This window comes from Pseudomonas sp. GM49 (assembly GCF_000282355.1).
Taxonomy (GTDB): domain Bacteria; phylum Pseudomonadota; class Gammaproteobacteria; order Pseudomonadales; family Pseudomonadaceae; genus Aquipseudomonas.
This window is the reverse complement of sequence record NZ_AKJL01000272.1, coordinates 46,813-71,650: the sequence shown is the minus strand read 5'-3', so window position 1 is coordinate 71,650 and position 24,838 is coordinate 46,813. Positions and strand designations below refer to the sequence as shown.

Genomic DNA, 24,838 nt, shown 5'->3' with positions numbered 1-24,838 from the left:
AAAGTTGACTGATCCGCCGCCATCGTCGGAACGCCGCCCGGAGCAAGCTCGCTCCCACAGGTGGCGTGGTGTCACTGACCGTGAACCCTCGCCACAGCGCCGCGCCAACGGTACCCTGTCGAGGTTTTTTCCTACGACTACTGTGAACCCGCCGAATGCAAAACCTGACCCTTTTCGTACAGCGCATCCTCGAATTGATGAAGCGCTACCCTGGGGTCATTGCGCTCTGTGGTTTCATCTCCGGGGTGGGCAGTTTCATTCTGGTCGATCGCCAGCAAGGCCTGGCGAGCTGGATCACCACAATCATGCTGATCAGCTGGATCTGGTTGATGCTGGAAAACAGCCTGACCAAGCTGTTCACGCGCGTATTCAAACGAGAAATCCCGGAGCCGTTGCTGCGTTACGCGACGCAGATGATCCACCAGGAAAGCCTGTTTTTTGTCCTGCCGTTCTTTTTCATCACCACGACGTGGAACAGCGGCCAGTTGGTGTTCACCGGGCTGTTGGGTATCGCGGCGCTGATTTCGATCATCGATCCGCTCTACTACAAATGGCTGGCGCCACGGCGCTGGGCGTTTCTGGCCCTGCACACCCTGACCCTGTTCGCCGCGCTGCTCACCGCGTTGCCGGTGATCATGCACCTGACCACCGCGCAAAGTTTCAAATGGGCGCTGGGTATCTCGGTACTGTTGTCGTTCCCGAGCCTGGCGTCGATCTTCCCGATTCGTACCGTACGCAGTGCGTTGGCGATTTTGAGTATCACCCTGGGCATCGGTTTCGTTGGTTGGGAACTGCGCTCGTGGGTGCCACCGGCGACGCTGTGGATGACCGATGTGGCCATCAGCACGCAAATGCAGGACCGTACGCCAGGCGCCAGCCTCGACGAAGTCAGCGCCGAGCAGATTCGCAATGGCGGGCTCTACGCGTACACCGCGATCAATGCCCCGCGTGGCCTGGACGAACGGATTTATCACGTCTGGCAATTCAACGGTAAGGAGGTCGATCGCATCGCTCTGGATATCCGCGGCGGGCGCAAGGAAGGTTACCGGGCCTGGACCCACAAGCAGAATTTCCCGGGCAACCCGGCCGGCAAATGGCAGGTTCGGGTGCTGACCGAAGATGGCCAGGTCATCGGCGTGCTGCGCTTCAAAGTCACGGACAGCACAGCGATCAAAGAAAAGTAGTGCGCTTCGTGCTATTACGTACAGCTGCGTAATCACTGAACAAGCACGGAGCCTATGATCAGCAGCACGATGGCCGGCAACGCCAGATTAGATACGTCGATTACCCCTGCGCGGTTGCGGGTGACGGGCGACTGGACGCTTGCCCATTACGCTGACCTCAAGCTGGTGAGCGAAAAACTCCACGGCCAGTACGACGCCAACACCCCCATCGACCTCAATGGCCTGGGCGCCCTCGACACCGCTGGTGCCTCGCTACTGGTCGAGCTGCTCGGCTCCGAGCGCCTAGGCCGCTCCGCCGAACACCCGGATTGCACACTCTCCGCCGCCGACCGCGCGTTGCTGCAAACCGTCTACTGTTCGTTGACCGATTTCTGTGTACCGATCAAGGAACCGGAAGTCAGCGTTGCCATTCAATTGCTGACCCGCATTGGCCGCGCGGTGGACGCCGTCTGGCAGGACACCCTGCAACTGCTGGGTTTCGTCGGCCTGATCATCGAAACCATCGCCCGCGGCCTGTTCCGGCCAAAACGCTGGCGCGTCACACCAATGATCGCGCACATCGAACAGACCGGCCTCGATGCCGCCCCAATCGTTGCCCTGCTGACGTTTCTGGTGGGTGCCGTGGTGGCGTTTCTCGGGTCGACGGTGCTGGCCACTTTCGGTGCCACAGTCTTTACCGTGGACCTGGTGGGATTCGCCTTCCTGCGCGAATTCGGTGTGCTGCTGACCGCGATCCTGATGGCCGGGCGCACCGCCAGTGCGTTCACGGCGCAGATCGGTTCGATGAAGGCCAACGAAGAAATCGACGCCATTCGCACCCTGGGCCTCGACCCCGTGGAATTGCTGGTGGTGCCGCGGGTCCTGGCGTTGCTGATCGCCCTGCCGATGCTGACCTTCCTGGCGATGCTGTCGGGGATTATCGGCGGTGGCGTGGTCTGCGCCGTGGCGCTGGATATCTCTCCGGCGATGTTCATATCGCTGCTGCAAACCGACATCGGCGTTCAGCACTTTCTGGTGGGGATCGTCAAAGCGCCGGTTTTCGCCTTCCTCATCGCCGCGATTGGTTGCCTCGAAGGCTTCAAGGTCAGCGGCAGCGCCGAGTCCGTCGGTGCCCACACCACGTCGAGCGTGGTGCAATCGATTTTCGTGGTGATCGTGATGGATGCGATAGCCGCGATGTTTTTCATGGAGATGGGTTGGTGAGTCGTATCCCCCGAGCGCCCTCCGAGGCGGTGATTGAGGTGCGTGGGTTGTGCAATCGCTTTGGCCGCCAGAGCGTGCACGAGAACCTCGACCTGGACTTGTACAAGGGTGAGATCCTCGCCGTGGTCGGCGGCTCCGGCAGCGGTAAATCGGTGCTGCTGCGCAGCATTGTCGGGTTGCGTCAGCCCAGCGAAGGCGTGGTGAAAGTCTTCGGCAAGAACCTGCCGACCTTGTCCGAGCACGAGCGCTCGCTGGTGGAACGACGCTTTGGCGTGCTGTTCCAGAAGGGCGCGCTGTTCTCTTCGCTGACGGTGACCGAGAACGTCGCCCTGCCGCTGATCGAACACGCCGGTTTGAGCCGCAACGACGCCGAGCACCTGGCGGCGGTGAAAATGGCCCTGGCCGGGTTACCGCTGTCGGCGGCGGAGAAGTACCCCTCGTCGCTGTCCGGCGGCATGATCAAGCGTGCCGCACTGGCCCGGGCATTGGCACTGGACCCGGACATCCTGTTTCTCGACGAACCCACCGCCGGCCTCGATCCGATTGGCGCCGCCGCGTTCGACCAATTGATCCTGACCCTGCGCGATGCCCTGGGCCTGAGTGTCTTTCTGGTGACCCACGACCTCGACACGCTCTACACCATCACCGACCGGGTGGCGGTGCTGGCGCAGAAAAAAGTGCTGGTGGCGGACGCCATCGACAAGGTGTCGGAAACCGACGATGCGTGGATTCACGAATACTTCCATGGCCCTCGCGGCCGCGCGGCATTGACGGCCGCCCAACAGCTCAAAGAGGTCTGACATGGAAACCCGAGCCCATCATGTATTGATTGGCCTGTTCACCGTGATTGTGGTGACGGCCGCGCTGCTGTTCGGCCTGTGGCTGGCCAAGTCCAGTGTCGACACCGAGTTCAAGGACTACGAAGTCGTGTTCAACGAGGCGGTCAGCGGATTGTCCAAGGGCAGTTCCGTGCAGTACAGCGGGATCAAGGTCGGCGACGTGATCTCGCTGCGCCTGGACCCCAAAGACCCGCGCCGGGTGCTGGCGCGAATTCGCCTGGCCGGCGATACCCCGGTCAAGGAAGACACCAATGCCAAGCTGGCCCTGACCGGTGTCACCGGGACCTCGATCATCCAGCTCAGCGGCGGCACGCCACAGAGCCCGACGCTCAAGGGCAAGGACGGCAACCTGCCGACCATCGTTGCATCGCCGTCGCCCATCGCCCGCCTGCTCAATGACAGCGAAGACCTGATGGCCGGGGTGAGCACGCTGATGCATAACGCCAACCTGATGTTCTCCACGGAAAACATCGAGCGCATCAGCAATACCCTGGAGCACCTGGAGCAAACCACCGGGACCATAGCCGAGCAGCGCGGCGATATCCGCCAGGCCATGCAGCAACTGGCCTCGGTCGGCAAACAGGCCAACAACATGCTGGAACAGACCACGGCGCTGATGCGCAATGCCAACGGGCTGCTCAATGAGCATGGCAAGGAGACGCTGGGCAGCGCCGAGCAGGCGATGAAGTCGCTGCAGGAAAGCAGCGCCACCCTCAACAAATTGATAACCGCCAATCAGGACTCGCTCAACAGCGGCATGCAAGGCCTCAATGGCCTGGGCCCGGCCGTGCGCGAGATGCGCGAAACCCTGTCCTCGTTGCGCGTCATTACCAAACGTCTGGAGGCCAACCCCAGCGGTTACCTGCTGGGCAGTGAAAAGACCAAGGAATTCACGCCATGAAGCTGACTCGGATTGCCCTCCTCGCTGGCTTCACACTGATCAGTTCGTGCTCGATCCTGCCCAAGCCCGAGCCCTTCGAAGTCTATCGATTGCCGTCGGCCCAGAGTGCATCGGCCAGCCACGGCACGCCGCAGCGCTGGTCGCTGCGCCTGAGCAAATTCCAGTCCAGCGAAGCGTTGAACAGCCCGAACATTGCAGTGATTCCTCAGGGCGATGTGATCAGCCACTACAAGGGTTCACGCTGGAGCGACCCGACGCCGGTGCTGGTGCGCAATCGCTTGCTGGAAGGTTTCCAGCATGACGGGCGGGTGCCGCTGTTGAGCACCGATGACAGCATTTTCCAGACCGATCTTGAATTGGGCGGCAGCCTGCAGGCGTTTCAGACTGAATACCAAGGTACGAATGCCAGCGCGGTGGTGCGTCTGGATGCGTTGCTAGTGCGCAGCTACGACCAGCGCATCCTCGCCAGCCGTCGCTTTGAAGTGCGCCAGCCACTCAGCGATGTGCAGGTCCCGGCGGTGGTGGCCGGGTTTGGTCAGGCGAACGATCAGTTGACAGCGCAGGTGGTGAACTGGGCGGTTGAGCAAGGACAGAAACTCGCCCCGCCACCTCGGCCATGAAGGCCTGCGCAATTCCTTTGTAGGAGCGAGCTTGCTCGCGAAAAACCTGAGAGCGCCGCGGGGCGTCAGGCTTCCAGCGTTATCGTTCACGACCATCGCGAGCAGGCTCGCTCCTACAGGGAGACGTCGTATCAGCGCAAAAACGCCCGATGCAGCGCTTCCAGCGTTTCAAAGTGATACGCCGGCGCTTCGGCGCTCAATTCTTCGTGGCTGCCGAACCCGTAACCCACCGCCGCCGCATCCAGTCCATTGCTGCGTGCGCCGATCAGGTCGTGCTTGCGGTCGCCGATCATCAGGGTGTTGGCCGGGTCCAGGCCTTCTTCGGCCATCAGGTGTGCGATCAGCTCGATTTTGTTGGTCCGGGTGCCATCCAGTTCGCTGCCGTAAATCACTTTGAAGTGCCTGGCAAAATCGAAATGCCGGGCGATCTCACGGGCGAACACCCACGGCTTCGAAGTGGCGATGTACAGCTGTCGCCCTTGTCCGACCAGGGTTTCCAGCAGTGGTGTGACGCCATCGAACACGCGGTTTTCGTAGAGGCCGGTGACCTTGAATCGCTCGCGGTAGAAATTCACCGCTTCCCAGGCGCGGGCTTCGTCGAAGTCGTAGAACTGCATGAACGCCTGCAACAGCGGAGGGCCGATGAAGTGTTCGAGTTTGGTCAGGTCCGGCTCATCGATACCCAGTTTGCTTAAAGCGAACTGGATAGAACGGGTGATGCCCTCGCGCGGGTCGGTCAGGGTGCCATCGAGGTCGAACAAAACGGTTTGGTAATGCATGTTGAATCCTGAATAAGGAGGCTGGGTCAAAGCTGGTCGTAACCTTCGGCCAGATGCAGGTCCTTGAGCTTCACGTAGTTCGCCGCGCTGTAGGTGAAAAAGACACGCTCCTTGTCAGTCAGCGGACGGATCTGCTTCACCGGGCTGCCCACATACAGGAAGCCGCTTTGCAGGTGCTTGCCCGGTGGCACCAGGCTGCCGGCACCGATGATCACATCATCGTCGACCACCGCGCCGTCCATGACGATGCTGCCCATGCCGATCAACACCCGGCTGCCCACCGAACAGCCATGCAGCATGACCTTGTGGGCGATGGTCACGTCATCGCCGATCAGCAACGGAAAGCCATCGGGGTTGAACGGCCCGGCGTGGGTGATGTGCAATACGCAGCCATCCTGCACGCTGGTGCGTGCGCCGATGCGTATGCGGTGCATGTCGCCACGGATCACCGTCAGCGGCCAGACCGAGCTGTCTTCGCCGATTTCAACGTCGCCGATCACCACCGCCGAGCGGTCGACAAAAGCGCCTTTGCCAAGCAGCGGCGTGTGGTTCTGATACTTGCGAAGGTTCACGATAGGGTTTCTCTCTGTCGCTGATAGCTGCGGTGAGTGCCGATTGTAATTAAGATGGCTGCATGTTTCTCCAGCCAAGGTATCAACCGTGAGCGTGAACAACCCTCTTTTGCAGTCCTACGACCTGCCGCCGTTCTCCGCCATCCGCGCCGAACACGTACAACCGGCCATTGAACAGATCCTGGCTGACAACCGTGCCGCCATCGTCGAGATCCTCAAGACCCAGGCCAAACAGCCAACATGGGCTGGCCTGGTGCTGGCGATGGATGAACTCAACGACCGCCTGGGCGCCGCCTGGAGCCCGGTCAGTCACCTCAACGCCGTGTGCAACAGCGCCGAACTGCGTGAAGCCTACGAGTCGTGCCTGCCGGCGTTGAGCGCCTATGCCACCGAATTGGGCCAGAACCGCGAACTGTTCCAGGCCTTCGAAGCCCTGGCCAGCAGCCCGCAAGCCGCCGGTTTCGACGTGGCGCAGAAAACTATCCTGGAACACTCCCTGCGTGACTTCCGTCTGTCGGGTATCGACTTGCCGGAAGCCGAACAGAAGCGTTACGCCGAAGTGCAGAGCAAGCTGTCCGAGCTGGGCAGCCGTTTCTCCAACCAGTTGCTCGACGCCACGCAGGCGTGGACCAAGCACATCACCGATGAAGCCGCCCTCGCCGGCCTGACCGATTCGGCCAAGGCGCAAATGGCCGCCGCAGCTCAGGCCAAGGATCTGGACGGCTGGTTGATCACCCTGGAATTCCCGAGCTATTACGCGGTGATGACCTACGCCCAGGACCGCGCACTGCGTGAAGAGGTCTATGCCGCGTACTGCACCCGTGCGTCGGACCAGGGGCCGAATGCCGGCCAGAACGACAACGGTCCGGTCATGGAAGAGATCCTCGACTTGCGTCAGGAACTGGCAAAGCTCTTGGGGTTCAGCAGTTTCTCCGAGCTGAGCCTGGCGACCAAAATGGCCGAATCCAGCGATCAGGTGCTGAGTTTCCTGCGCGACCTGGCCAAGCGCAGCAAGCCATTCGCCACCCAGGACCTGGAACAGCTCAAGGCCTATGCAGCCGGGCAAGGCTGCCCGGATCTGCAAAGCTGGGACAGCGGTTTCTACGGCGAAAAACTCCGTGAACAGCGTTACAGCGTTGCCCAGGAAGCCCTGCGCGCCTACTTCCCGATCGACAAGGTGCTCAGCGGCCTGTTCGCCATCGTCCAGCGTCTGTACGGCATCGAGATTGCCGAGCTCAAAGGTTTCGACACCTGGCACCCGGATGTCCGCCTGTTTGAAATCAAGGAAAACGGCCAGCATGTCGGCCGCTTTTTCTTCGACCTCTACGCCCGCGCCAACAAGCGCGGTGGTGCCTGGATGGATGGCGCCCGCGACCGTCGCCGCACCGCCGGCGGTGTACTGCAAAGTCCGGTGGCCAACCTGGTGTGCAACTTCACCCCGGCCGACAGCGGCAAGCCTGCGCTGCTGACCCACGACGAAGTCACCACCCTGTTCCACGAGTTCGGTCACGGCTTGCATCACCTGCTGACCCGCGTCGAGCATGCTGGCGCGTCCGGCATCAACGGTGTGGCCTGGGATGCGGTCGAACTGCCAAGTCAGTTCATGGAAAACTGGTGCTGGGAGCCGGAAGGTCTGGCGCTGATTTCCGGTCACTATGAATCCGGCGAACCACTGCCTCAGGACCTGCTCGGGAAAATGCTCGCGGCGAAAAACTTCCAGTCTGGCCTGATGATGGTCCGCCAACTGGAATTCTCGCTGTTCGACTTCGAACTGCACGCCACCCACGGCGATGGTCGCAGTGTGCTGCAAGTGCTCGAAGGCGTGCGCGACGAGGTTTCGGTCATGCGTCCGCCGGCCTACAACCGCTTCCCCAACAGCTTTGCGCACATCTTCGCCGGCGGTTATGCCGCGGGTTACTACAGCTACAAATGGGCTGAAGTGCTGTCGGCCGATGCGTTCTCGAAGTTTGAAGAAGAAGGTGTGCTCAACGCCGACACTGGTCGTGCGTTCCGCGAAGCGATCCTGGCGCGTGGCGGTTCCCAGGAACCGATGGTGCTGTTCGTCGACTTCCGTGGCCGTGAGCCATCGATTGACGCACTCTTGCGCCACAGTGGCCTGAGTGAGGACGCGGCAGCATGAGTGAGGGACCTGTGATTACGAAAAAACGCTTTATCGCCGGGGCGGTCTGCCCGGCATGCAGCGAGCCGGATAAGTTGATGATGTGGAACGAGGACCTGGTCCCGCACCGAGAGTGCGTGGCCTGCGGTTACTCCGACACTCTCAATGAACAAGGGCTGTCGGTGCCCAGGGAGCTAGGTACGCGGGTCAATGCGACTGCGCCGAAGCCAGCGGACACCAAGGTTCAGGCGGTTCAGTTCTTCCCGAACCCGAAACTGAAGAAAAAGCCTGACGAACAGCACTGAGTGAAAAAAAGCCTCCGTTGCGCAATGCAACGGGGGCTTTTTATTCGATATGAGCGGACTTGAACCAGCTCTTCATCGAGCACGCGGCGAACGGACTGGTGCTGCAATCGCCATTGGCCAGGGCCGTGCGCAGTTTTTCCACGTCGGCCTGCATCATGTAGCGAATTCCGTCCTTGAAATGGGTGCTGTCGCCAAAGCCGCCCTGGGTCATTTCGTTAAGGGCCTCTTCCTTGGTCCAGCCCTGGATGACAACCCGGTACATGGCCGCCATCAGGCCAGTACGGTCGGAACCGTGTTTGCAATGCATCAGTACCGGGCCTTTGGCTTCTGCAGACTTGATGGCGCGCAAGGCCTTGAGCACATCGGCGTCATCCACATGGTTGGTGCGATAAGGCAGCTGTACTTGAGTGATCCCCGGCGTGGACAACCAACTGGAGTCCGCTTCAGGCAGGAAGTTGATTACCGTCCCGACCTTGAGTTTTTCCAGCAGCGGCACCGCCCCTTTGTCCGGCAAGGCGCTGCGATAGAGAGTTGGCGACATTTGAAAGAGGTTGTATTGCTTCTCGATCGGTTGAGCCCAGTCTGCCGGACGGTGCATCGTGCTGTCGTCAGCAAATGCCGGTGTCAGGTTAACGAGTGCGACCAGCGACAGGCATATTGCAGATAAAAATCGTGATAGAGGCATGCTTGAGCGACCGTTCAGAAAGGGACGGGAAGAGGCTGACAAGGATCAGCCATGCGCGGTCAAAGGCCTGTGAGCGGACCGTCAAAGAATCGTGAAGTCCCTGTCCTGAAGTCGCTACGCCTGACCGAGCCTACAGTTCCAACTTGATGAATGCCTTGAGCAATGCCTCCAGGGCCGTCCCGTACTCATAAACCTTTCCAGTCTGAGGGTTACGACGCGCGCCTTGAAACCGGGCGCCTGAATCCAGAGACTCGGTTTCGAGAACATCGTAGCTGTAGAATTTTTGATCATTTTCATCAAACTCCAATATCTCGACACCTACTCGAAACTCGGACGGGTCAGCGGGAAGGCGATAGAGATAGCCTGCGAATTCAGAAGTTATTATTGTTTGATGAAAAAAGGCGAGCGCGAGATCTGTCACGATGCCGATATCTTTTTCGTCAATGTTACTGTCTGAATTAACATTGATGTCAGACCATGGGTCAAAGTCCAGCTTTACTGTTTTTCCGTCATCGTTTATATGGAGTGTCAGAGTTGGTATGTGGGTAAGGGTATCGCGGTTTGGTTGATTTGTTGCGTCGGAATAGTTGTTTGGTCTTATTAGTTTTATAATTACTTGTACATTGTTTGATGTTTCTATTCGTTGCAAGAAAGCGCCTGTCTTGGTGAATATTGGCATTTTATCCTCGCGATTATCTTGAATGCATGCAGTCGTCCACATGCATCCGAAACGACTCTTTGACAGCTGAAATCAACGGTCAGGAGTCAAGGGTTGACGATACTGGCGTAGGCCTTGGCCAGCGCCTGCAGCTTGGCTTTGTCCGATGCGCCAATGACGCCGTCTCCATCTACATCCTTTCCGACAGTCCTGATACTGAAAGAATCACCCAGGTCTGTAGAAGTGGCCCTGAAAAAAACCGAGTCGACCAGTTTTTCAACTTGTTGTTCATTTTCCGCATCCCAACTTGATTCCTTGCGAGCAAGTTGCAACGAAACAAGTGTGTCGGGCTCCGAATGGCTTGGTTGCATAAGTTGCAGGAAGATGCCGCGCTGATTGAAGAAAGACATTAATAAATCCTTTTATTTGTTTGCTGTTGAGGGTGTTGCTTGTTGGGTTGAATATACGGGCGGGTATTGGATCCAGCCACTGACTATATGTTTCCTTAGTTTTCCCTTCGTTTATTGAACAAGTAAGTTCATGACAACAGCCCAACTGTCAAATGAAGGGCTGAGCGGTACTGGTCGCGAGGTGCGACGTCGGTTACTGTATGGATATACAGATGCAGGAATACGCCGATGATTAGCTCTCTGCCTCCCCGTGGCCGCGGCACCGCGACCAACCCGCACAACCGCTTCGCCCCCAGCCATTCGGTGGCAGAGGACGACGGCTGGTACCAGGAAGTACCGCTCACCCAGGGCACCGAGGTGCGCATTGAAACGGCGAAAACCATCATTACCCGTAACACATCGCCGGATTTGCCCTTCGACCGTTCGATCAATCCCTATCGCGGCTGCGAGCACGGCTGCATTTATTGCTATGCACGCCCCAGTCACGCCTATTGGGACATGTCACCAGGGCTGGATTTCGAAACAAAACTGATCGCCAAGACCAACGCCACGGATGTGCTGGAGGAGCAGCTGTCCAAGCGTGGCTATCAATGTGCACCGATCAACCTCGGTTCCAACACCGATCCGTATCAGCCGATCGAGCGTGAATACAAGATCACCCGGCAAACCCTCGAGGTACTCCTGCGATACCGGCACCCGGTGACAATCGTCACCAAGGGCTCGCTGATTCTTCGTGACCTGGACCTGCTGACCGAGCTTGCCAGCCAAAGACTGGTGGCGGTAATGATCAGCCTGACCACCCTGGACGACGAACTCAAGCGCATCCTCGAACCCCGCGCCGCAGCGCCCAAGGCCCGGTTGCGGGCGATCAGGGTCATGCGCGATGCAGGCATTCCGGTGGGCGTGCTGTGTTCACCGATGATTCCGATGATCAACGACAGTGAGCTCGAAAGCCTGCTCACCGAGGCCCATGTAGCCGGGGCGCAAAGCGCTGCTTACATGATGTTGCGCCTGCCGCTGGAAGTGGCGCCGCTGTTCGAAGAATGGCTGGGCGCCCACTATCCGCAACGGGCGGCGCATGTGCTGAGCCTGATTCGCCAGAGCCGTGGCGGTGAACTCTACGACAGCCGCTTTGGCGCTCGAATGCGCGGCGAAGGCCCCTTCGCCGACCTGCTGGCGCAGCGCTTTGCCAAAACCATCAAACGCCTGGGGCTCAATCGACGGGAAGGCTTTAACCTGGATTGCGACGCCTTTTGTCCGCCGGGTCGCCAGATGTCGTTGATTTGAGGACAATTGGCCTATGGTTGAGTACTGAGGAGCGCGCTCACGCATTAGGCTGGTCACGTTTTTTTTGACCTGGAACACACGTCCTAGAGCGTTTCATTCAGTTTCAATTAAGATTCAACCGCTAACTTGTTCATCGAGTGACTGATGGGTCGAGCTGTTTGACCTGGATGTTTTTCAACCAGCCACTGGCTTCACACCGGACAACACGGGATGGCTCCCTGAGCCCGTCAATGAGGATGAATCATGAGTGATAAGGATAAACAGCCGTTGGCTGCATCGGCTTCGCCCGAACCCGAGGCGGAAACCGCCGATGCAGCGTTGCAGCATATCGTTGACGGCTTTTTGCATTTTCATCATGAGATCTTTCCGCAACAGGAAGAACTCTTCAAGAAACTCGCCACCGCCCAACGGCCGCGAGCCATGTTCATCGCGTGCGCCGATTCGCGCATCGTTCCCGAATTGATCACCCAGAGCTCCCCCGGCGATCTGTTCGTGACGCGCAATGTCGGTAACGTCGTGCCGCCTTACGGGCAAATGAACGGCGGTGTTTCCACAGCCATCGAGTACGCCGTACTGGCTCTGGGGGTTCATCACATCATCATTTGCGGGCATTCCGATTGCGGCGCCATGCGTGCGGTGCTCAACCCGGACAGTCTGGAAAAAATGCCCACGGTCAAAGCCTGGCTGCGTCATGCCGAAGTGGCCAAGACCATGGTGCAGGAGAATTGCAACTGCTCTAGCGAAAGCGAAAGCATGCACATCCTCACCGAAGAGAATGTGATCGCCCAGTTGCAGCATCTGCGCACCCATCCGTCGGTGGCCTCGCGCATGGCCAACGGTCAATTGTTCATTCACGGCTGGGTCTACAACATCGAAACCAGCGAAATCAAAGCCTACGACGCCGATAAAGGCTGTTTCCTGCCGCTCAATGGCAGCCTGCCAATTCCCGTGGCGACGCCCAAAGCGCGCTTCTAAATCCCCCTAAATCGTTGTGTGGTTCAGCCGAGGCTGCCGTTCAGGCAGCCTGGCTTTGCCATGCCTGAAGAAAACTTCGGGAGACTCACCATGCGTGCTGCTCGACTCAAAGCTGTTCTGCCACGGGAGCTGCTGGCTTCGGTGGTTGTGTTTCTGGTTGCCCTGCCCCTGTGCATGGGCATCGCGATTGCTTCGGGGCTGCCTCCGGCCAAAGGTCTGATCACCGGCATCATCGGTGGTCTGGTAGTCGGTTGGTTGGCCGGCTCGCCGCTGCAAGTCAGCGGCCCGGCGGCGGGCCTGGCGGTTCTGGTATTCGAACTGGTCCGCCAACACGGCATCGCCATGCTCGGGCCCATTCTGGTGCTGGCGGGTTTGCTGCAACTGTTGGCCGGTCGTTTGAAGCTGGGCTGCTGGTTTCGGGTGACGGCGCCGGCAGTGGTGTACGGCATGCTGGCCGGGATTGGCGTGCTGATCGTCCTGTCTCAGGTGCATGTGATGCTGGATGCCGTACCCAGACCCTCGGGCCTGGATAACCTGGCAGCCTTCCCGGCGGTACTGGCTCAGGCATTGCCCACGCTTGGCTGGCAAGCCGGTTTGCTCGGTTTGTCGACGATTGCCGTCATGTGGCTGTGGGACAAATTCCGTCCGCAATCCCTGCGCTTCATTCCTGGCGCGCTACTCGGCGTTGGTCTGGCCACGCTTGCCAGCCTGGTGCTGGCGTTGCAGGTCAAACGGGTTGAGGTGCCGGCCAACCTGACGGAGGCCATCGACTGGCTGAAGCCGGCAGATCTACTCAACCTGGCTGATCCGACCTTGCTGATCGCCGCGTTTGCCGTGGCCTTCATCGCTAGCGCCGAAACCCTGCTCTCGGCTGCCGCAGTAGACCGGATGCACAGCGGCCAGCGCTCGGACTTCGATCGGGAACTGTCGGCGCAAGGTGTCGGCAACATGCTCTGCGGCCTGCTCGGCGCCCTGCCGATGACGGGCGTGATCGTGCGCAGCTCGGCTAACGTCCAGGCAGGCGCCACCACCCGTTACTCGACGATTTTCCACGGCCTGTGGCTGCTGGCGTTCGTGTTGTTGCTGTCCAGTGTCCTGCAAAGCATTCCGGTGGCGAGCCTGGCGGGCGTGCTGGTGTACACCGGTTTCAAACTGGTGGACCTCAAGGTCTTTCGTGGCTTGGGCCGGTATGGTCGGGCGCCGATGTTCACTTACGCGGCAACTGCGCTGGCCATCGTATTCACGGACCTGCTGACCGGCGTGTTGATTGGCTTCGGCCTGACGCTGGTGAAACTGGCGCTGAAAGCCTCGCGCTTGAAGATCAGCCTGATCGACCTGCCTCAGGAAGGGCAAATGGAATTGCGCCTGGTGGGTGCGGCGACCTTCCTCAAAGTGCCGGCGCTGACCCAGGTACTGGGCAGCATTGCGCCGGGCACTACGGTGCATGTTCCACTCAACAATTTGAGCTACATCGATCACTCCTGTCTGGAGTTGCTGGAGGAATGGGGTCGGGCGAATGCGGCCAAGGGTTCGAAGCTGCTGATTGAAGCGCGGGGATTGAAGCGCAGGCTTGAGGGGCGGGTGCGCACGAATACAGGTATAGGTGCGGCTGGCTGAGGTACCTGTGTGGGAGCGGGCTTGCTCGGGAAAGCGGCGTGTCAGTCGACATCAACGTTGAATGATTGACCGTATTCGCGAGCAAGCCCGCTCCCACAGGTTTCAGGGATCAAGCCGCCGGCTGATCCAGCTCCAGGCCTACGCCCAAACGGCGGGACATGCACGGCCAGCGTTTCCATGCGGCGCCGGTGTCCGGGCTGCTGAGCTTGTCGCGGTAGGTTTCCACCGACTCCAGCGCAAAACTCTCTTCGTTGAGCATTTCGTCGATGGCGTGATGCACCGCTTCGTCCAGTTGGTTGGCGAACGACTCACCGATCAATTGGTGAGCAATCAGGTTGGCGACAGTCATGTCCAAGGGGATCAGTGGCTGGCCGAAATGCTTGATGTACAGGTCGTTGACCTCTTCGACAAACCGGTGCGCCAGATAGGCTTCATCCAGCAGGCTGTCGAGCCCGACATGGCCGGCCATGATGGCTGGCGGCTGGAGAAAGTACTGTTCGGCGATTTTCAGCACCGGTTTGATCTGTGACTCAATGCCCGCTTCCCTGGCGACTTCATTTGCTGCATCCAGCAGATCGGGCACTTCTTCGATGTAGGCGGCGACAAAACGCGTCAGCACGCCATTGGCGTCCGCTTCCGGCAATTGGATCGCCGGGTGTAGGTGAGGCAGTTTACTTTCCAGCTGACGCGTCAGCAGGCCGGTCTCGGCTTCGTGTTGTTGGGCTTTTTGGATCTGCTCGCGCAATGCGGCGGTGTTCATGAAAACTCCAGGAAACAAGGCAATGAAATAGGGAAGACATAACTTAGCTGGCTTACGAAAAATGCTAAGACGCATTTGTCATAATTATTTCATCCTTGAGACGGTCCCGTTATATCGATTGGCCACCACTCGTCTGCATCCTTCTCCATTCGTGCCCTGCAAAGCAAGTTAATGCTGTTTCAGATGATTTACGCCTTCGCGTTGCGAGGTCAGAGGTGCTGTCTATACTCGGGTTGGAATGGAGTTAGCTGATGACGCCCGACTGCATATGCAGCAAGGCACGGCGATTCAAGTTCGTAGTCTGATACAGCCGCTCCCTTGCCGCAGGTGAAAGCCGGCGGGATAACAAGAACGATAAGGGGAACCCGCAATGATGCGACATCCACATGTCTGGATGGGCCTCCTGTTGTGGTCGATTTTCAGTCAGGCACAAGCGGCCTGGACTGTGAATATGGCGCCTGGAGCGACTGAAATCAGTCACGCAGTATTCGACCTGCACATGACCATTTTCTGGATCTGTGTGGTGATCGGCATCATCGTTTTTGGTGCCATGTTCTGGTCGATGATTCTCCACCGCCGCTCGACCGGGCAGGTGGCTGCCAAATTTCATGAAAGCACCACTGTCGAAATCCTCTGGACCATCGTGCCCTTCCTGATCCTGGTGGCCATGGCGGTTCCCGCTACCGCGACCCTGATCAAGATGTACGACGCCAGCGAGCCGGAGATCGATATCCAGGTCACCGGCTACCAGTGGAAGTGGCACTACAAATACCTGGGCCAGGACGTCGAATTCTTCAGCAACCTGACCACCCCTCAAGATCAAATCCACAACAAGGAAGCCAAGGGCGAGCACTATCTGCTCGAAGTCGACAAGCCATTGGTGCTTCCGGTCGGCACCAAAGTGCGCTTTCTGGTGACCTCCGCCGACGTGATCCACTCCTGGTGGGTGCCGGCTTTCGCGGTCAAGCGCGACGCGATTCCCGGGTTCGTCAACGAAGCCTGGACCCGCATCGACAAGCCCGGCATCTACCGTGGCCAGTGCGCTGAGTTGTGCGGCAAGGATCACGGCTTCATGCCGACGGTGGTCGAGGTCAAGGAAAAGGCCGATTACGAAAAATGGCTGGCCGATCGCAAGGTCGAGGCCGCACAGCTCAAAGAGCTGACCAGCAAGGAATGGACGCTCGACGAGCTCAAGGATCGCGGCGACAAGATCTATCACACCACCTGCGTGGCCTGTCACCAGGCCGAAGGCCAGGGCCTGCCGCCGATGTTCCCGGCACTCAAGGGTTCGAAAATCGCCACCGGGCCGAAAGAGGCTCACCTGAGCATTGTCTTCCACGGCAAGCCTGGCACCGCGATGGCGGCGTTCGGCAAGCAACTCTCGGAAGTCGATATCGCGGCGGTCGTGACCTATGAACGTAATGCCTGGGGCAACAACAAAGGCGACATGGTCACGCCTAAAGAAGTGCTGGAGCTGAAACAGGCGGAAAGCAAATGACCCGGTCTATTGCGCACGTACGGAACCGGTCGGGGCTATGCACCCCGGCCTGCCCAGCCCATCTGTTTGCAGGAGACAGAACATGACTGCTGTAATCGATGAACATGTTCATACCGCCACCGACCACGCCCACGGCCCCGCCAAAGGCTTGATGCGCTGGGTGCTGACCACCAACCACAAGGACATTGGCACGCTGTACCTGTGGTTTGCATTCTCCATGTTCCTGCTTGGCGGCTCGTTCGCGATGGTGATTCGCGCCGAGCTGTTCCAGCCGGGGCTGCAAATCGTCCAGCCGGAATTCTTCAACCAGATGACCACCATGCACGGCTTGGTAATGGTCTTCGGTGCGGTAATGCCGGCCTTCGTCGGCCTCGCCAACTGGATGATCCCGCTGATGATTGGCGCGCCGGACATGGCCCTGCCGCGGATGAACAACTTCAGCTTCTGGCTGTTGCCGGCAGCGTTCCTGCTGCTGGTATCGACCCTGTTCACCTCCGGCGGCGGGCCGAACTTCGGCTGGACCTTCTATGCACCGCTGTCGACGACCTATGCGCCGGAAAGCGTGACCTTCTTCATCTTCGCCATTCACTTGATGGGGATCAGTTCGATCATGGGGGCGATCAACGTGATCGCCACCATCCTCAACCTGCGCGCCCCCGGCATGACGTTGATGAAAATGCCATTGTTCGTCTGGACCTGGCTGATCACCGCGTTCCTGTTGATCGCGGTGATGCCGGTACTGGCGGGCTGCGTGACCATGATGCTGATGGACATCCACTTCGGCACCAGCTTCTTCAGTGCCGCCGGTGGCGGTGACCCGGTGCTGTTCCAGCATGTGTTCTGGTTCTTCGGCCACCCCGAGGTGTACATCATGATCCTGCCGGCGTTCGGTGCCGTCAGCTCGATCATTCCGGCCTTTTCGCGCAAGCCATTGTTCGGCTACACGTCGATGGTCTACGCCACGGCGAGTATCGCGTTCCTGTCGTTCATCGTCTGGGCGCACCACATGTTCGTGGTCGGCATTCCGCTGGTGGGCGAGCTGTTCTTCATGTATGCCACGCTGCTGATTGCGGTGCCAACTGGCGTGAAGGTGTTCAACTGGGCCAGCACCATGTGGCAAGGCTCGCTGACCTTCGAGACGCCGATGCTGTTCGCCGTGGCGTTCGTGATCCTGTTCTCCATCGGCGGGTTCTCCGGGTTGATGCTGGCCATCGCCCCGGCGGATTTCCAGTACCAGGACACCTACTTCGTGGTCGCGCACTTCCACTATGTACTGGTGCCGGGGGCGATCTTCGGGATCTTCGCCTCGGCCTACTACTGGCTGCCGAAGTGGACCGGCCACATGTACGACGAAACCCTCGGCAAGCTGCATTTCTGGCTATCGTTCATCGGCATGAACATGGCCTTCTTCCCGATGCACTTCGTGGGACTGGCGGGCATGCCGCGGCGAATTCCGGACTACAACCTTCAATTCGCCGACTTCAACATGGTGTCGTCGATTGGTGCATTCATGTTCGGCGCCACGCAGATCTTCTTCCTGTTCATCGTGATCAAGACCATTCGCGGCGGTCCGCCAGCACCGGCCAAACCGTGGGACGGGGCTGAAGGCCTGGAGTGGAGTATTCCGTCGCCGGCGCCGTATCACACCTTCACCACGCCGCCGGAAGTGAAATGAACACCTGCCCTTCTGTGGGAGCGAGCTTGCTCGCGATAGGGCCAACTCGGTGTGTCAGACACACCGCTATCGCGAGCAAGCTCGCTCCTACAGGGGGTGGTGTGGAGGTTCGAAATCATGGCTGACTCGATTTCGTTGAAGAAACTGGTCACCCGCCTGTTGCTGGTGGTGGTAGCGATGTTTGTGTTCGGGTTTGCGCTGGTGCCGATCTACGACGTGATGTGCAAGGCCTTCGGCATCAATGGCAAAACTGCCGGGCAGTACGAGGGTGAGCAGACGGTCGACACCTCGCGGCAGGTGCGCGTGCAGTTTCTTTCAACCAATTCCGCCGACATGCCCTGGGATTTCTATCCCAAGGGTGAGGAATTGACGGCCAACCCTGGGGCAGTGAACGAGATGATCTTCATTGCGCATAACCCCACCGACCGCCCTATGAGCGCCCAGGCAGTGCCGAGCATCGCGCCCAGCGCGGCGGCGGCGTACTTCCACAAGACCGAATGTTTCTGCTTTACCCAGCAAGTGCTGCAGCCCGGTCAACGGATCGAGATGCCGGTACGTTTCATCGTTGACCGTGACATGCCCAAGGATGTGAAGCACCTGACGCTGTCTTACACGCTGTTCGATATCACCGCCCGACATCCACCGGTAGCTGTAAACACTGGCGGCTGAGCGTGCCCGATAAGGAGAACAATAAATGGCAACTCATGAACATTATTACGTTCCCGCCCAGAGCAAATGGCCGATCATCGCCACGCTCGGCATGGTCACCACCGTGTACGGCCTGGCTACCTGGTTCAACGATCTGAAAGCGGCGCGCCCCGAATCCCACGGGCCGCTGATCTTTTTCGTCGGCGGGCTGCTGCTGGCCTACATGCTGTTCGGCTGGTTCGGCACTGTGATCAAGGAAAGTCGCGGCGGTTTGTACAGCCCGCAAATGGATCGCTCGTTTCGCTGGGGCATGAGTTGGTTCATTTTCTCGGAGGTGATGTTCTTCATCGCCTTCTTCGGTGCACTGTTTTATGTGCGTAACATTTCCGGCCCGGCCCTCGGCGGTGACGGCGCCAAGGGCATCGCGCACATGCTGTGGCCGAACTTCCAGTTCACCTGGCCGCTGCTGAACAACCCCGACTCGAAACTGTTCCCGCCACCCAAGGAGGTCATCAGCCCCTGGGGTCTGCCGCTGCTCAACACCGTGTTGCTGGTGAGCTCCAGCGTGACCGTGACCATCGCCCACCATGCCTTGAAAAAGGGCCATCGCGGCGCACTGAAATTGTGGTTGGCGATCACCGTGTTGCTGGGCTGCGGGTTCCTCACTTTCCAGGCTGAAGAGTACATGCACGCCTACCGCGAACTGGGCCTGACCCTGGGTTCGGGCATCTACGGCGCGACGTTCTTCATGCTCACCGGGTTCCATGGTGCCCACGTGACCATCGGCACCATCATCCTGTTCGTGATGCTGATGCGGATCATGCGCGGGCACTTCGACGGCGATCACCAGTTCGGCTTCGAAGCGGCGAGTTGGTACTGGCACTTCGTGGATGTGGTGTGGATCGGACTGTTCGTTTTCGTCTATGTGCTCTAAAGCAGCTTGTAGGAGCGAGCTACCACGGGGCGTGCGACACCAACTGGCCGCTGAAAAAGCCCCAGGTGATCAAACCGAGGGTAATGGCGGCCAAGGTCACACGAACACTCAAGGCAATGACGAGGCGGTTTGAGCGGCTGTCGTCCTTGACCAGAAAAAACAGGCCGCTGAACAGGCTGACAACCGTGGCAATCAGCATCAGGACGATGGCTGCTTTGAGCATGGTGAGACTCCGGGGGGACAAGCGATGCTCTTAAGTATAGCTATCGCGATGACCGACTTTCTGGCGATGCCATGAAGCGCTTTCGGCCGGGAATCGTGCCAACGCTGATGGTGGCGCTGTTGCTGCCGCTGCTGGTGTCCCTGGGGTTCTGGCAATTGAGCCGGGGCGCGGAGAAAAGCGCGCTACTGCAAACCTACGCCGAACGCCGCGCCGCCGAGCCGATGGCCAGCTCCGAGCTGCAACATACTCAGGACCCGGCCTTCCGCCGGGTTCGCCTGCATGGCGAGTTCGATGCCGCCCACAGCCTGTTGCTGGACAACAGTCAACGCAACGGCAAGGTTGGCGTCGAGCTGTTGCAACCGTTTCACGATCAGGCCACCGGGCTTTGGCTGCTGGTCAATCGCGGCTGGTTGCCCTGGCCGGACCGCCGCACACCACCGCAATTCAACACGCCTGCCGAAGCAGTCAGCCTCGACGCGTGGGTCTACGTCTCCCCCGGTGTGACGTTCCAATTGCACGCAGATCCCACAACGTTGACATGGCCGAAGCTGATTACGGCCGTTGAGCCAACCAGGCTCTGGACGGCACTGAACCGCGAAGGCTTTGCCTACGAACTACGCGCCGAAACCGGCCCCGCCACCTATCAAGCCGACTGGCCGGTGGTCGCCATGGGCCCGGAAAAACACAGCGCTTATGCCGTGCAGTGGTTCGCCATGGCGATCGCCCTGTTCGGTCTTTATCTCTATCTCGGCTGGCACAACGCAAAGGAGAAACACCATGGGAGCGGCCATGAATCCACCCAGCATGTCTGAGGCGAAACCGTCGGTGAACCGGCGCAAGGGCCGCTTGCAACTGCTGCTGATACTTTTCGGGGTAATCGGTCCGATGATCCTCGCCACCGGCATGTACAAGCTGAATTTCTGGGTGCCCGAGGGCCGCATCTATCACGGCGAACTGATCGGCAACGGCCAGACCCGCGCCGATATTGGCGTGCAGGCGCAGGACGATCGCTGGCAGATGCTGGTGACGGCGCCCAAGGATTGCGCAGTGGACTGCCAGCAACTGGTGTATCTGGCGCGGCAGATCCAGATCGGCCTCGGTCGCGATGCGTCCCGCGCCAGCCATGCGTTGGCCGCCGCGCAGACGCTGAACAGCGATTACGAGACTAAACTTCAACGCGAGTACCCGCAGTTGCAACGCTATTCACTGGACTTGCCGACCTACACTAAAGGCGCTCAGACCAATGACGCGCCGCACCTTTGGATCATCGACCCTCATGGCAATCTGGTGCTGCGCTACGACCCGTCGGTGAAGGGCAAGGACCTGCTCAACGACCTGCGTCACCTGCTGAAACTGTCGAACATCGGATAAGGGCATCGTCATGGCCAAACCTGGATTTCGCCTCGCGCTGTTTGCCACCTTGCTGGCACTGATTGTGGTGTTGCTCGGCGCCTACACCCGCCTCACCCACGCCGGCCTCGGCTGCCCGGACTGGCCTGGCTGCTACGGCTTCCTCAGCGTGCCGAAAAGCGAAGTCCAGCTGGCCCATGCCGAATTGCATTTCCCGGACGCGCCGGTCGAGGCCCACAAGGGCTGGAACGAGATGATCCACCGCTACTTCGCCGGTACGTTGGGGATGTTGATCGCGGTGTTGGCCGGTCGTGCGTGGGTGCATCGCCGCCATCCGGGGCAACCGGTGAAGCTGCCGTTGTTCCTGCTGGCGGTGGTCCTTGGCCAAGCCGCGTTCGGCATGTGGACGGTAACGCTCAAGCTCTGGCCGCAGGTGGTCACCGGGCATTTGCTTGGCGGCTTCGCGACCTTGAGCCTGTTGTTTTTGCTGACCTTGCGCCTGTCCGGCGTACTGCCGGCGCTGACCGTGCCACGACGCTTGCAGTACTGGGCGACGGCGGGGCTGCTGTTGGTGATCGGGCAAATCGCCCTCGGTGGCTGGGTCAGTTCCAACTACGCCGCCGTGGCCTGCATCGACTTTCCGACCTGTCACGGCCAGTGGTTGCCGCCCGCCGACTTCGCCAATGGTTTTCACCTGACCCAACACATCGGCCCGAATTACCTCGGCGGGCAACTGGACAGCGACGCCCGCACGGCCATTCATCTGACCCATCGCATCGGCGCGTTGCTGGTCACCCTGGTATTGCTCGGTCTGGCCTGGCAATTGAAGGCGGTCGGCATGACGCGCCTGGCAGGCCTGGTGCTGATCGCCCTTGGCGCACAAATCACCCTGGGCATCAGCAACGTGCTGTTCCATCTGCCGCTGCCGGTGGCCGTCGCACATAACGCGGGCGGCGCGGCGCTGTTGCTGACCATGGTGTTGGTTAATTATCACGCCCGAACCAGTCTGGTCCGGGTCAAGCAAGCGCGCTGGCACTTCAGCCCGCGTAAACACTCAGCCGGGCCCATAACAATAAAAGGAGAGATGCCATGGCGATTCTGATCGGCGAACGTCCCAGTCAGGCGATCTGGCGTGACTACCTGGAACTGACCAAACCCAAAGTCGTGGTGCTGATGCTCATCACTTCACTGGTGGGGATGTTCCTCGCAACCCGCGCCGGGGTGCCGTGGACGGTGCTGATCTTCGGCAACCTGGGCATCGCCCTGTGTGCCGGTGGCGCGGCGGCGGTCAATCATGTGGTGGACCGGCGCATCGACGCGATCATGGCGCGCACCCACAAACGGCCGCTCGCCGAAGGCCGGGTTTCGCCGACCGCCGCGTTGACGTTCGCGTTGGTACTGGCCGCCCTCGGGCAAGCCATGCTGCTGGCGTTTACCAACCCGCTGACCGCGTGGCTGACCCTCGCCTCGTTGCTTGGCTATGCGGTGATTTACACCGGATTCCTCAAGCGCGCGACTCCGCAGAACATCGTCATCGGTGGTCTGGCCGGTGCCGCGCCACCATTGCTCGGCTGGACCGCCGCCACTGGTCATGTCAGCGCCGAGCCGCTGCTGCTGGTGCTGATCATCTTCGCCTGGACCCCGCCACACTTCTGGGCGCTGGCGATCCATCGCAAGGAGGAATATGCCAAGGCCGACATCCCGATGCTGCCGGTCACCCATGGCGAGCACTACACCAAGGTTCATATCCTGCTTTATACCTTCGCGCTGCTCGCCGTCAGCCTGATGCCTTATGTGATCCACATGAGCGGCACGCTCTACCTGGTCTGCGCGCTCGGGCTGGGCGCGCGGTTTCTGCATTGGGCCGTGGTGCTGTACCGTGGCACTCGGCCGCACGCGGCGATCAACACGTTCAAGTACTCTATTTACTACTTGTTCCTGCTGTTTATCGCCCTGCTCGTAGACCACTACTTACTGTTGAACCTATGACTCGAACCCAGAAAACCGTCTTCATACTCGTCGCCCTGATCGCGCTGATCCTGGGCCTGACCGTCAACAAGGTACTGTCCGGGAAAAACCAGGGCGATCCGACGGCGCTGATCGACGCCGGCATCATTTTGCTGCCGCAGAGCCGTAATCTGCCGGACGTGACGATGACCAATCAGGACGGCCAGCCGATCACGATCAATGAGTTGAAGGGCAAGTGGAGCCTGCTGTTCTTCGGCTACACCTTCTGCCCGGACATCTGCCCGACCACCCTCGCCCAACTGCGACAGATCAAAAGCGAGTTGCCGCCAGAGGCCGTGGATAAACTGCAAATCGTGCTGGTCAGCATCGACCCCAATCGCGATACACCCAAGCAGCTCAAGCAGTACCTGGGCTACTTCGACCCGCAGTTCATCGGCCTGACCCCGGCCTCGACCGAAGAGCTGCAAAAGGTCGCCAACGCGGTGAGCATTCCGTACATTCCGGCGGACACCAGCAAGCCGAACTACACCGTTGACCACAGCGGTAACCTCGCGGTGATCGGGCCGGATGGCACCCAGCGCGGGTTTATTCGGGCGCCTTTGAATAATGCGAAGCTGGTGGCGCAGTTGCCGGTGATGCTCAAGCGTAATTAAGCGCCACAATCCCTCTGTAGGAGCGAGCTTGCTCGCGATGGAGTGTCAGTCGACATCACAGTGGCTGACACACCTTCGCGAGCAAGCTCGCTCCTACAAGGGGCCGTGTTTCAGGCATAAAAAAAGGGGCGCATTCAATGCGCCCCATTTTTTTGCCGAATCAGATCAGAACGCCGGCACCACCGCGCCTTTGTACTTCTCGAGGATGAAGGCTTTCACTTCCGGGCTGTGCAGGGCAGTAACCAGTTTCTTCATCGCATCGCTGTCCTTGTCGTCCGAACGGGCAACCAGGATGTTCACGTAGGGCGAGTCGCTGCCTTCGATCACCAGCGCATCTTTGGCCGGATCGAGCTTGGCTTCCAGCGCGTAGTTGGTGTTGATCAGCGCCAGGTCGACCTGGGTCAGCACGCGCGGGATGGTCGCGGCTTCCAGCTCACGGATTTTCAGGTCCTTGGTGTTCTCGGTGATGTCCTTCACGGTCGACAGGATGTTGTTCGAATCCTTCAACTTGATCAGGCCGGCCTTGGCCATCAGCAACAGTGCGCGGCCGCCGTTGGTGGCATCGTTCGGGATGACCACGTTGGCACCGCCAGGCAGCTCGGCGAGGGTCTTGTACTTGCTGGAGTAAGCGCCCAGGGGTTCCAGATGCACGCCAGCCACGGAAACCAGGTGGGTACCCTTGGCCTTGTTGAACTCATCCAGGTACGGCTGGTGCTGGAAGAAGTTGGCGTCCAGGCGCTTTTCCGCGACCTGTACGTTCGGCTGGATGTAGTCGGTGAAGACTTTGACCTTCAGGTCCACACCTTCTTTGGCCAGGGCTGGCTTCACGAATTCGAGGATCTCGGCGTGTGGCACCGGGGTGGCCGCGACGGTCAGGGTTTCAGCGTGGGCAGAGAACGCGGCAACGGCCGCGAAGGCCACGAGTAGTTTTTTCATTCAGCTAACTCCTTGTGCGGCGCCGGCTTGCGGCGCCTG

The 24,838-nt window shown here is 59.6% G+C and carries 27 protein-coding genes and 1 pseudogene; 19 read left to right on the top strand and 9 right to left on the bottom strand.

Annotated elements, in window-relative coordinates:
* Positions 1–155 precede the first annotated feature (155 nt).
* Genes PMI29_RS05775 through PMI29_RS05795 form a run of 5 tightly spaced genes read left to right on the top strand, consistent with a single transcriptional unit; the run spans position 156 to position 4,747 of the window.
* Positions 156–1,184, top strand: coding sequence for a DUF5924 family protein (locus PMI29_RS05775; protein WP_008002266.1), 1,029 nt, complete (start codon positions 156–158; stop codon positions 1,182–1,184).
* A gap of 54 nt (positions 1,185–1,238) precedes the next feature.
* Positions 1,239–2,387: an ABC transporter permease gene (locus tag PMI29_RS05780; protein WP_008002264.1), complete on the top strand. Its 1,149-nt coding sequence runs from the start codon at positions 1,239–1,241 to the stop codon at positions 2,385–2,387.
* Positions 2,384–3,187 carry an ABC transporter ATP-binding protein gene (locus PMI29_RS05785; RefSeq protein WP_008002262.1) on the top strand — a complete coding sequence of 268 codons (804 nt, stop codon included), beginning with the start codon at positions 2,384–2,386 and terminating at the stop codon, positions 3,185–3,187. The genes PMI29_RS05780 and PMI29_RS05785 overlap by 4 nt, the downstream gene beginning before the upstream one ends.
* A 1-nt stretch (position 3,188) precedes the next feature.
* On the top strand, positions 3,189–4,127 hold the full coding sequence (locus tag PMI29_RS05790; RefSeq protein WP_008002260.1) for an MlaD family protein: 939 nt from the start codon (positions 3,189–3,191) through the stop codon (positions 4,125–4,127).
* Positions 4,124–4,747 carry an ABC-type transport auxiliary lipoprotein family protein gene (locus tag PMI29_RS05795; RefSeq protein ID WP_008002258.1) on the top strand — a complete coding sequence of 208 codons (624 nt, stop codon included), beginning with the start codon at positions 4,124–4,126 and terminating at the stop codon, positions 4,745–4,747. The genes PMI29_RS05790 and PMI29_RS05795 overlap by 4 nt, the downstream gene beginning before the upstream one ends.
* 18 nt (positions 4,748–4,765) lie before the next feature.
* Here the strand turns inward: PMI29_RS05795 and PMI29_RS32755 are convergent.
* The 3 genes and pseudogenes from PMI29_RS32755 to PMI29_RS05805 all read right to left on the bottom strand — a co-directional run.
* A pseudogene (locus PMI29_RS32755) lies at positions 4,766–4,843 on the bottom strand (outer membrane lipoprotein carrier protein LolA); the annotation flags it as partial.
* A 35-nt stretch (positions 4,844–4,878) separates the two neighbouring features.
* Positions 4,879–5,526 carry an HAD family hydrolase gene (locus PMI29_RS05800; protein WP_008002256.1) on the bottom strand — a complete coding sequence of 216 codons (648 nt, stop codon included), beginning with the start codon at positions 5,524–5,526 and terminating at the stop codon, positions 4,879–4,881.
* Positions 5,527–5,552: 26 nt separating this feature from the next.
* Positions 5,553–6,098: a gamma carbonic anhydrase family protein gene (locus PMI29_RS05805; protein WP_008002254.1), complete on the bottom strand. Its 546-nt coding sequence runs from the start codon at positions 6,096–6,098 to the stop codon at positions 5,553–5,555.
* Between the two features lie 88 nt (positions 6,099–6,186).
* On the opposite strand from PMI29_RS05805, the gene prlC reads away from it, so the two are divergent.
* Positions 6,187–8,238, top strand: coding sequence for an oligopeptidase A (gene prlC, locus PMI29_RS05810; RefSeq protein ID WP_008002252.1), 2,052 nt, complete (start codon positions 6,187–6,189; stop codon positions 8,236–8,238).
* Entirely contained in the window at positions 8,235–8,522 is a 288-nt protein-coding gene (locus PMI29_RS05815) for a YheV family putative zinc ribbon protein (RefSeq protein WP_008002251.1), read from the top strand. The genes prlC and PMI29_RS05815 overlap by 4 nt, the downstream gene beginning before the upstream one ends.
* A gap of 40 nt (positions 8,523–8,562) precedes the next feature.
* On the opposite strand, the gene PMI29_RS05820 is transcribed toward PMI29_RS05815, so the two are convergent.
* The 3 genes from PMI29_RS05820 to PMI29_RS05830 all read right to left on the bottom strand — a co-directional run bounded on the left by PMI29_RS05820 (position 8,563) and on the right by PMI29_RS05830 (position 10,275).
* Positions 8,563–9,207 carry a dual specificity protein phosphatase family protein gene (locus tag PMI29_RS05820; RefSeq protein ID WP_033052651.1) on the bottom strand — a complete coding sequence of 215 codons (645 nt, stop codon included), beginning with the start codon at positions 9,205–9,207 and terminating at the stop codon, positions 8,563–8,565.
* Positions 9,208–9,337: 130 nt separating this feature from the next.
* The gene (locus PMI29_RS05825; RefSeq protein ID WP_008002246.1) at positions 9,338–9,886 is read right to left on the bottom strand and encodes a hypothetical protein; all 549 of its coding nucleotides are present in this window, start codon (positions 9,884–9,886) and stop codon (positions 9,338–9,340) included.
* Between the two features lie 86 nt (positions 9,887–9,972).
* Positions 9,973–10,275 carry a hypothetical protein gene (locus PMI29_RS05830; protein ID WP_008002245.1) on the bottom strand — a complete coding sequence of 101 codons (303 nt, stop codon included), beginning with the start codon at positions 10,273–10,275 and terminating at the stop codon, positions 9,973–9,975.
* A 228-nt stretch (positions 10,276–10,503) separates the two neighbouring features.
* Here PMI29_RS05830 and PMI29_RS05835 point away from each other — a divergent pair, with 228 nt between their 5' ends.
* The 3 genes from PMI29_RS05835 to PMI29_RS05845 all read left to right on the top strand — a co-directional run bounded on the left by PMI29_RS05835 (position 10,504) and on the right by PMI29_RS05845 (position 14,154).
* On the top strand, positions 10,504–11,562 hold the full coding sequence (locus PMI29_RS05835) for a PA0069 family radical SAM protein (protein ID WP_008002242.1): 1,059 nt from the start codon (positions 10,504–10,506) through the stop codon (positions 11,560–11,562).
* A gap of 243 nt (positions 11,563–11,805) precedes the next feature.
* A complete protein-coding gene (locus PMI29_RS05840) occupies positions 11,806–12,537 on the top strand; it encodes a carbonic anhydrase (protein ID WP_008002240.1) in 732 nt (243 codons plus the stop codon).
* A 90-nt stretch (positions 12,538–12,627) separates the two neighbouring features.
* Positions 12,628–14,154 carry a SulP family inorganic anion transporter gene (locus PMI29_RS05845; RefSeq protein ID WP_008002238.1) on the top strand — a complete coding sequence of 509 codons (1,527 nt, stop codon included), beginning with the start codon at positions 12,628–12,630 and terminating at the stop codon, positions 14,152–14,154.
* 109 nt (positions 14,155–14,263) lie between these two features.
* Here the strand turns inward: PMI29_RS05845 and PMI29_RS05850 are convergent, their stop codons facing one another.
* Positions 14,264–14,914, bottom strand: coding sequence for a hypothetical protein (locus tag PMI29_RS05850; protein WP_008002236.1), 651 nt, complete (start codon positions 14,912–14,914; stop codon positions 14,264–14,266).
* Positions 14,915–15,284: 370 nt separating this feature from the next.
* Between PMI29_RS05850 and coxB the strand changes: the two genes are divergently transcribed.
* The 4 genes from coxB to PMI29_RS05870 all read left to right on the top strand — a co-directional run bounded on the left by coxB (position 15,285) and on the right by PMI29_RS05870 (position 19,669).
* Positions 15,285–16,412: a cytochrome c oxidase subunit II gene (gene coxB, locus PMI29_RS05855; protein WP_008002234.1), complete on the top strand. Its 1,128-nt coding sequence runs from the start codon at positions 15,285–15,287 to the stop codon at positions 16,410–16,412.
* 82 nt (positions 16,413–16,494) lie between these two features.
* The gene (gene ctaD, locus PMI29_RS05860) at positions 16,495–18,087 is read left to right on the top strand and encodes a cytochrome c oxidase subunit I (RefSeq protein ID WP_008002232.1); all 1,593 of its coding nucleotides are present in this window, start codon (positions 16,495–16,497) and stop codon (positions 18,085–18,087) included.
* Between the two features lie 117 nt (positions 18,088–18,204).
* Entirely contained in the window at positions 18,205–18,756 is a 552-nt protein-coding gene (locus PMI29_RS05865; RefSeq protein WP_008002230.1) for a cytochrome c oxidase assembly protein, read from the top strand.
* Positions 18,757–18,781: 25 nt separating this feature from the next.
* Positions 18,782–19,669, top strand: coding sequence for a cytochrome c oxidase subunit 3 (locus PMI29_RS05870; RefSeq protein ID WP_008002228.1), 888 nt, complete (start codon positions 18,782–18,784; stop codon positions 19,667–19,669).
* Positions 19,670–19,688: 19 nt separating this feature from the next.
* Here the strand turns inward: PMI29_RS05870 and PMI29_RS05875 are convergent, their stop codons facing one another.
* Positions 19,689–19,892 carry a twin transmembrane helix small protein gene (locus PMI29_RS05875; protein ID WP_007969817.1) on the bottom strand — a complete coding sequence of 68 codons (204 nt, stop codon included), beginning with the start codon at positions 19,890–19,892 and terminating at the stop codon, positions 19,689–19,691.
* A gap of 71 nt (positions 19,893–19,963) precedes the next feature.
* On the opposite strand from PMI29_RS05875, the gene PMI29_RS05880 reads away from it, so the two are divergent.
* From PMI29_RS05880 to PMI29_RS05900, 5 genes are read left to right on the top strand one after another with little or no spacing between them, the layout of a single operon-like run.
* Positions 19,964–20,704 (top strand): SURF1 family protein, encoded by a 741-nt coding sequence (locus PMI29_RS05880; RefSeq protein ID WP_008002226.1) that lies wholly within the window; start codon positions 19,964–19,966, stop codon positions 20,702–20,704.
* The gene (locus PMI29_RS05885) at positions 20,670–21,263 is read left to right on the top strand and encodes a hypothetical protein (protein ID WP_008002224.1); all 594 of its coding nucleotides are present in this window, start codon (positions 20,670–20,672) and stop codon (positions 21,261–21,263) included. The genes PMI29_RS05880 and PMI29_RS05885 overlap by 35 nt, the downstream gene beginning before the upstream one ends.
* Before the next feature lie 10 nt (positions 21,264–21,273).
* Positions 21,274–22,344, top strand: a complete 1,071-nt coding sequence (locus PMI29_RS05890) for a COX15/CtaA family protein (RefSeq protein WP_008002221.1) — start codon at positions 21,274–21,276, stop codon at positions 22,342–22,344.
* Positions 22,332–23,231 carry a heme o synthase gene (gene cyoE, locus PMI29_RS05895; protein WP_008002219.1) on the top strand — a complete coding sequence of 300 codons (900 nt, stop codon included), beginning with the start codon at positions 22,332–22,334 and terminating at the stop codon, positions 23,229–23,231. Before PMI29_RS05890 ends, cyoE begins: the two co-directional genes overlap by 13 nt.
* Positions 23,228–23,863 (top strand): SCO family protein, encoded by a 636-nt coding sequence (locus PMI29_RS05900; protein ID WP_008002216.1) that lies wholly within the window; start codon positions 23,228–23,230, stop codon positions 23,861–23,863. Before cyoE ends, PMI29_RS05900 begins: the two co-directional genes overlap by 4 nt.
* 165 nt (positions 23,864–24,028) lie before the next feature.
* Here the strand turns inward: PMI29_RS05900 and PMI29_RS05905 are convergent, their stop codons facing one another.
* Positions 24,029–24,799 carry a MetQ/NlpA family ABC transporter substrate-binding protein gene (locus PMI29_RS05905; protein ID WP_008002214.1) on the bottom strand — a complete coding sequence of 257 codons (771 nt, stop codon included), beginning with the start codon at positions 24,797–24,799 and terminating at the stop codon, positions 24,029–24,031.
* Positions 24,800–24,838 lie beyond the last annotated feature (39 nt).

Excerpts from the sequence above, each read along its gene's own strand:
- PMI29_RS05775 (WP_008002266.1), top strand. The coding sequence starts at position 156 with ATGCAAAACCTGACCCTTTTCGTACAGCGCATCCTCGAATTGATGAAG.
- PMI29_RS05780 (WP_008002264.1), top strand. The coding sequence starts at position 1,239 with ATGATCAGCAGCACGATGGCCGGCAACGCCAGATTAGATACGTCGATT.
- PMI29_RS05790 (WP_008002260.1), top strand. The coding sequence starts at position 3,189 with ATGGAAACCCGAGCCCATCATGTATTGATTGGCCTGTTCACCGTGATT.
- PMI29_RS05795 (WP_008002258.1), top strand. The coding sequence starts at position 4,124 with ATGAAGCTGACTCGGATTGCCCTCCTCGCTGGCTTCACACTGATCAGT.
- PMI29_RS05800 (WP_008002256.1), bottom strand. The coding sequence starts at position 5,526 with ATGCATTACCAAACCGTTTTGTTCGACCTCGATGGCACCCTGACCGAC.
- PMI29_RS05815 (WP_008002251.1), top strand. The coding sequence starts at position 8,235 with ATGAGTGAGGGACCTGTGATTACGAAAAAACGCTTTATCGCCGGGGCG.
- PMI29_RS05820 (WP_033052651.1), bottom strand. The coding sequence starts at position 9,207 with ATGCCTCTATCACGATTTTTATCTGCAATATGCCTGTCGCTGGTCGCA.
- PMI29_RS05825 (WP_008002246.1), bottom strand. The coding sequence starts at position 9,886 with ATGCCAATATTCACCAAGACAGGCGCTTTCTTGCAACGAATAGAAACA.
- PMI29_RS05830 (WP_008002245.1), bottom strand. The coding sequence starts at position 10,275 with ATGTCTTTCTTCAATCAGCGCGGCATCTTCCTGCAACTTATGCAACCA.
- PMI29_RS05835 (WP_008002242.1), top strand. The coding sequence starts at position 10,504 with ATGATTAGCTCTCTGCCTCCCCGTGGCCGCGGCACCGCGACCAACCCG.
- PMI29_RS05840 (WP_008002240.1), top strand. The coding sequence starts at position 11,806 with ATGAGTGATAAGGATAAACAGCCGTTGGCTGCATCGGCTTCGCCCGAA.
- PMI29_RS05845 (WP_008002238.1), top strand. The coding sequence starts at position 12,628 with ATGCGTGCTGCTCGACTCAAAGCTGTTCTGCCACGGGAGCTGCTGGCT.
- PMI29_RS05850 (WP_008002236.1), bottom strand. The coding sequence starts at position 14,914 with ATGAACACCGCCGCATTGCGCGAGCAGATCCAAAAAGCCCAACAACAC.
- coxB (WP_008002234.1), top strand. The coding sequence starts at position 15,285 with ATGATGCGACATCCACATGTCTGGATGGGCCTCCTGTTGTGGTCGATT.
- ctaD (WP_008002232.1), top strand. The coding sequence starts at position 16,495 with ATGACTGCTGTAATCGATGAACATGTTCATACCGCCACCGACCACGCC.
- PMI29_RS05865 (WP_008002230.1), top strand. The coding sequence starts at position 18,205 with ATGGCTGACTCGATTTCGTTGAAGAAACTGGTCACCCGCCTGTTGCTG.
- PMI29_RS05870 (WP_008002228.1), top strand. The coding sequence starts at position 18,782 with ATGGCAACTCATGAACATTATTACGTTCCCGCCCAGAGCAAATGGCCG.
- PMI29_RS05875 (WP_007969817.1), bottom strand. The coding sequence starts at position 19,892 with ATGCTCAAAGCAGCCATCGTCCTGATGCTGATTGCCACGGTTGTCAGC.
- PMI29_RS05880 (WP_008002226.1), top strand. The coding sequence starts at position 19,964 with ATGAAGCGCTTTCGGCCGGGAATCGTGCCAACGCTGATGGTGGCGCTG.
- PMI29_RS05885 (WP_008002224.1), top strand. The coding sequence starts at position 20,670 with ATGGGAGCGGCCATGAATCCACCCAGCATGTCTGAGGCGAAACCGTCG.
- PMI29_RS05890 (WP_008002221.1), top strand. The coding sequence starts at position 21,274 with ATGGCCAAACCTGGATTTCGCCTCGCGCTGTTTGCCACCTTGCTGGCA.
- cyoE (WP_008002219.1), top strand. The coding sequence starts at position 22,332 with ATGGCGATTCTGATCGGCGAACGTCCCAGTCAGGCGATCTGGCGTGAC.
- PMI29_RS05900 (WP_008002216.1), top strand. The coding sequence starts at position 23,228 with ATGACTCGAACCCAGAAAACCGTCTTCATACTCGTCGCCCTGATCGCG.
- PMI29_RS05905 (WP_008002214.1), bottom strand. The coding sequence starts at position 24,799 with ATGAAAAAACTACTCGTGGCCTTCGCGGCCGTTGCCGCGTTCTCTGCC.